Origin of the sequence: Methylocaldum sp. (assembly GCF_039794385.1) — a bacterium.
In the GTDB taxonomy this organism is placed as follows: Bacteria; Pseudomonadota; Gammaproteobacteria; order Methylococcales; family Methylococcaceae; genus Methylocaldum.
In genome coordinates this window covers 1-5,513 of the sequence record NZ_JBDIVO010000301.1, presented here as the reverse complement: position 1 = coordinate 5,513, position 5,513 = coordinate 1, and the positions used below count along the sequence as shown (strand labels likewise).

At 58.7% G+C, this 5,513-nt stretch carries 5 protein-coding genes and 1 pseudogene; all 6 read left to right on the top strand.

Translation table 11 applies throughout. The features are described 5' to 3' along the window. Window positions 1-1,231, top strand: a pseudogene (locus ABJK70_RS19175) (hypothetical protein); the annotation flags it as partial. 27 nt (window positions 1,232-1,258) lie between these two features. Further along, window positions 1,259-1,723: a hypothetical protein gene (locus ABJK70_RS19170; RefSeq protein WP_205780882.1), complete on the top strand. Its 465-nt coding sequence runs from the start codon at window positions 1,259-1,261 to the stop codon at window positions 1,721-1,723. 5 nt (window positions 1,724-1,728) lie between these two features. Continuing rightward, entirely contained in the window at window positions 1,729-2,301 is a 573-nt protein-coding gene (locus ABJK70_RS19165; RefSeq protein WP_347258798.1) for a type II toxin-antitoxin system MqsA family antitoxin, read from the top strand. After that, a complete protein-coding gene (locus ABJK70_RS19160) occupies window positions 2,298-2,780 on the top strand; it encodes a preprotein translocase subunit SecB (protein ID WP_347258797.1) in 483 nt (160 codons plus the stop codon). Before ABJK70_RS19165 ends, ABJK70_RS19160 begins: the two co-directional genes overlap by 4 nt. A 20-nt stretch (window positions 2,781-2,800) precedes the next feature. Further along, window positions 2,801-3,610, top strand: a complete 810-nt coding sequence (locus tag ABJK70_RS19155) for an HNH endonuclease (protein WP_347258796.1) — start codon at window positions 2,801-2,803, stop codon at window positions 3,608-3,610. A gap of 272 nt (window positions 3,611-3,882) precedes the next feature. Further along, window positions 3,883-5,513 (top strand): MobH family relaxase (gene mobH, locus ABJK70_RS19150; protein ID WP_347258795.1); only part of this gene is annotated, 1,631 nt, incomplete at its 3' end.

Sequence of the window (5,513 nt, the reverse complement as noted above, 5' to 3'; positions counted from 1 at the left end):
GAATGGCAATCCGTGGGGTATTTCCTTCATGGCGATGATGCACATGTCCAACGACAGCCACCTGTTTGCCGATGCGAGCCAGGTGAATGGTGAGTGGCGAACAGCGGAGACGGCGAATAGCGAATGGCGAGTAGCGAATGGAGAAGAAAAAGACCACTCGCCATTAACCATTCGCCATTCGCCATATTTGCCACTGTACGAGGCCAAGATGATCCACCAGTTCGATCACCGCTGGGCTACATATGGGGTGAATGGCGAACGGCGAATAGCGAATGGAGGCAATGTTGACCATTCGCCACTCACTACTCGCCATTCGCCCGAGAGCCGCGATGTCACCCTCGCGGAAAAGGCCGACCCGCATTTCACCGTCACCCCGCGTTACTGGGTCAGCGAAGCGGAAGTCGAGCAGCGCTTAAACGATAAAAACTGGTCACGCGGCTGGCTGATGGGCTGGCGGGATATTTGCCGGGCGACGGACGAACGCACGGCGATTGCGTCGGTGGTGCCGAGGGTTGGGGTGGGACATACCATGCCGCTCTTCATGACTACTGCGGAACCGATGAGGGTGGCGGCGCTACTGGGTAATTTCGGCGCATTGGTACTGGATTTCATTGCCCGTGTGAAGGTAGGCGGCACACACCTGACATACTCCTGCCTCAAGCAATTCCCGTTCATTCCGCCCGACCGCTACACAGAAACCGATCTCGCCTTCATCGTCCCCCGCGTCCTCGAACTGACCTACACCGCCCACGATCTGCAAGCCTGGGCCGAAGACCTGGTGAGCGAATGGGGCGCGGCGAATGGTGAATGGCGGATGGCGGGGGTGGCGGGGATGGCGAATGGTGAATGGCGAATAGCGAATGGTAAGAAAGAAGACCGTTCGCCACTCGCTACTTACCGTTCACCGTCTTCCCATTCGCCACTTACCATTCGCCATTCGCCCGAAAACCCACTCGCCATTCGCCACTCGCCACTCACCCCTTTCCCCTTCGACCCCGAACGCCGTGCTCACCTCCGCGCCGAACTGGACGCCTATTACGCCCGCCTCTACGGCCTGACCCGCGACGAACTGCGCTACATCCTCGACCCCGCCGACGTGATGGGCGAGGATTACCCCTCCGAAACCTTCCGCGTGCTCAAGAACAACGAGATGCGCCAATTCGGCGAATACCGCACCCGGCGCCTGGTGCTGGCGGCGTGGGATCGATTGGAGAAGGGCGAATTGTCATGAAGGCTTTGTCACCTCCTTCGGATAGCCGTGGCGAAACCTATAGACATACTTACCATCATGGTAAATACTAGGAAAAACCTGAGCGCTTATGCCGGTACGCCGCCGTCGGACGATCAGGCCGACCGCCGCATCCCCGGCGGCCCGCTGTACACAAGGGAGGAAGTGCTGGCCATACTGGCTACAGGCGAGGCGGCAATTAAGCTTTGGACGCAAAAGTGCATGCGTGATGTCCAAAAATACGATATGGAGCCCGCCGATGTCGTCGATCTGGTGAAAATCGCTTTGAATGGTGGAAAGTTCAAAGGGAGCCAGTGGTGTACCAATAAACCGGGCGGCGCCTGGGCGGCTTGCGACAGTTACCAACTGTTCTTTCGGCAATGGATAGAAACCGCCAACAAGCACATGGATGTTGAATATTATGTGAAATTTGCGATTGGGCGCTCCGGCAACATGATGTTGATCATCTCTTGCCACCCGCCCGAGGAGAGGTAGCCAGTATGAACCCTCAAACCCAACTTTGCCCGCTATGCGAAGAAGGACAACTGCATGAGCGCATGGACTTCAGCGAGGTTGAATACAAAGGACAACACGCATCGTTGCCTCTGTACTTTGCCGAGTGTGATGCTTGCGGATCGGAGCAGGGTAGCGCCGAGCACATCCGCCGTAACAAACGCGCCATGATTGCCTTCAAAAAGCAGGTGGACGGTCTGCTGCCTGGTGCAGAGGTGCGTGCGATCCGGGAGCGCTTGGGTATTACCCAGGCGCAGGCCTCGCAGATTTTCGGCGGCGGGCCGGTGGCGTTTTCCAAATACGAAGGCGACGATGTGATGCAATCCGAAGCCATGGACAAGTTGCTGCGGCTGGCGTCTGAGGTGCCCGAGGCATTCGCCAAGCTGGCGCGTGATGCGGGCGTGGAGATACCTGCGGTCGCCGCGCGTTCGGCCGACTGGCAAGCCGTGGATTGGCAGCCGGATCAGTCCAGCCTGGCGACGCCGCGAAAAACGCCCCGTCTGCGCGTGGTTCACAGCTCGAAACCCGAACCCGCCGCACACTACAAAAACGCCGCATGATCAGCGCCGACCTCCAAAAAGCTATCGATGGCCTGAAGATTCAGGACGTCTATCTGCGCGGCGCCTTTGCCCATTGCAGCGACGATTTCGATCCGAAGTACGCTCCCGAGCTTGCGACATCGACCGTGCAGCAGATGCATGCGGTCAAGCAATCCACCCTGGTCGAGGTGGAGGGAGAGGGGCGGTTGCTGCGCGTGTTTGTGGTGCTAGGCACGCGTTGGGTCGAGCCATTACAAGAGGCCGAGGACCCCAAGGTTCTCGCGGTCATCGAAGCCGAGTTCGTAGCCGAGTATCGCCTGCAAACCGAACTCGCCCAGAACTGCATCGATGAGTTTGCGCTGAAAAATGCCAGCTATCATGTCTGGCCCTATTGGCGCGAATACCTCGCCTCGCAATGCGAGCGCATGCGCCTGCCGCGATTGGTACTGCCTGCGGTTCAACTGCCCCATCACCGCCATGATGATCCCGCGGCAGAGTAAGCCGCCTTGATGTATTGGCCGTGAACCCGCTGCAACGCGCCCTAATCGAAAAAGTCGGCGTCGACAACGGCTTCGAACACACCCTGGTAGCCGACGAGCATGACGTCACGCTTGCATCAGCGCGGCATCCCGCCCGTTCCACCATCTCTGTGCTGGACGCCGGCTTCGGAGTCCGTTTCACGTCCGGTTCCGCCGCGTTGTTACCGGAGTTATCGCGTGGCTTCCCCCGAGCTATCCGGGATCAGGGCGACTTCGTAGTGGGCAATGAGGCTGCGCTCGCCGCGCTGTTGCGCCGAGCGGCAAGTTTGTCACGCGCATTGCCCACTCAGGCCGCAACCAGCTATCAGAAGGCGCTGGATGAGGAGTTGTCGGCTTTGCCCCCGGGATTGGCCGGGACGGAAATCGAACGCATGGTTCGCCAGCGTGTGGGGCAACAGAAGTTCCGCGAAGCAATGCTGGAATATTGGGGAGGGGCCTGCGCGGTAACAGGAGTGGCTGTCCCTGAAGTTCTGCGCGCCAGCCACGCCAAACCTTGGGCGGAATGCGAGTCCGATGCCGAGCGTCTGGATGTGTTCAACGGCTTTCTGCTGACCGCCAACCTCGATGCCTTGTTTGACCGTTTCCTGATCAGTTTCGATGAAGGAGGCCGGTTAGTGCCATCTCCTTCTCTTGCAGAGACCGATTTAAAGCGACTTGGAATCGTGCCAGGCTTGGAACTGCGCTGGGTAGCTCCCGAGCATCAAAGCTATCTAAGCTTTCACCGCGCCCGATTCTTGCTTTCTGTCAACCAAACAGCTGATTGCCAAGCGCTCGCTTCTGCGACGCAATAATGCAGGGCGGGGTTGAGGTGAGTTATGCTCGAAAGTTGACGGGGCGGCAAAAAGTCCTTGGCCACCGCTCCGAGCAACGTGGTCAAGATCATGTTTCCGGGCTTGTTCGGAGAAATTTGAGGGTTCGAAGAATTCAGAAGCGTTGAATTCATGAGTCACGGATAGAGATCGGATAGTTAAATGGTTTTAGGTCGCACAAATCTGATCTGAAGAGTATTTTTGCGAGAGGCTCTATGCCTGCTAACGGCATGGTAGCCCTTGGAGTTTTCACCATGAAGCTTCCGATCTTTGGATGGTTCATGCACCGGTCGCCAGCAGCCCCGGCTGCGCTGTCGCCTGAACCAACTGATTGCCGGCCAGCCGGCGCTTTGCCGGTTTTGTCTCCCCAGGAACTGCTGCTCAGTCGCCGACAGCATGTCAACCTTATCGAGGAGTTGGCGGGAGCAACTCGGCATCATTTTCAAGTCTATTACGTCGCGGCCATCAACCGATTTGCCGAATTCGTGCAGCAGCTCCCCGCCTCGGAAGCTCACCATCATGCCTATGCCGGCGGCATGCTCGATCATGGATTGGAGGTCGCCGCGATCGCGCTGAAACTGCGGCAAGCCTACCTGTTGCCGCCCGGCGCTGTGCCGGAGGACATAAACCATAAGCGCGATCTTTGGACCTATGCCGTTTTTACGGCGGCCTTGCTGCACGACCTGGCGAAACCGGCCGTCGACCAGGTTGTTACAGTGTTCGACGAACGCGGCAAAGACTCCGGGCAGTGGGACCCCTGGATAGGCAGTCTGACGGACGATCCCCATGCTCGGTGGTATCGCACGGCATTCGTGCCGAAGCGGCAGTATCGATTGCATGAAAAAGCTTCGCTGCTATTGGTGAATCGAATCATCCCCGCCGAAGGCTTGACTTGGCTCGCCGGCGACCGCGAGGCGTTTTCGGCGTGGCTTTCCTGTATCGGCGGAGATACGGCGGGGGCCGGAGCGATCGGCGAGATCGTCAATAAGGCCGATTCCGAATCGGTGGCGCGGAATCTGGGAGCGGAGCCGGGGCAGCGAGCAGCATCCGGTTCCGTCGTTCCGCTGCATGAGAAGCTGATCGCCGCCTTGCGGTTTCTGATCGACGAAAGGGAGCTGCCGCTCAACCGAAACGGCGCGGCCGGATGGCGAGTCGGTGACGATCTCTGGATGGTCAGCAAGCGCACCGTCGATGCCATACGTTTGCATCTCGTGCAATCAGGACACACCGGCATTCCGACCCAGAACGACCGCATCTTCGATGTCTTGCAGGAACACGGCGTTCTGGTGGCCTGCAACGATCGCGCGATCTGGCGTGCGATGGTCAATGGCGAAGGTTGGGGGCATGAGTTGACGCTGATTCGAATTCCGGTCCCCCGGCTTTGGCCGAATCGGGATCGCTGGCCCGACCAATTCAAGGGTACCGTCACGCCGGATTCCCCGCCTCAATGCCAAGCACAGGTGCAGGTGGATAAAACTCCGGAAGGCACGGTTTCCGGCGAGCCTCGACCCACTCCAATCCCAGAGATCCCGGAATCCGTGACTGCCCCGGTGAATGCCAGCCCCAACCCACCCGGCCATTCAGCCGAGCATCAGCACTACGAGCTAAAGTCGCCTCTGTCTTTCGCTTCTCCCGATGATCTCGGTGAAGCCTTCCTAGCCTGGCTGGTTGCGGGAATTGCCAGCAAAAAACTGGATTACAACAATCCGGGCACCCGGATTCATGTCGTACCGGAAGGCGTGTTACTGGTCAGCCCCGGTTTATTTCAGGATTTCGCCAAAGAGCCCGATGCATCCGATGGCTCCTGGGACAAAGTGCAGAAGCGTTTCCTGAAGCTGGGCTTGCACGAACGGACCGCGAACGGCACGAATGTCCATCGCTATAT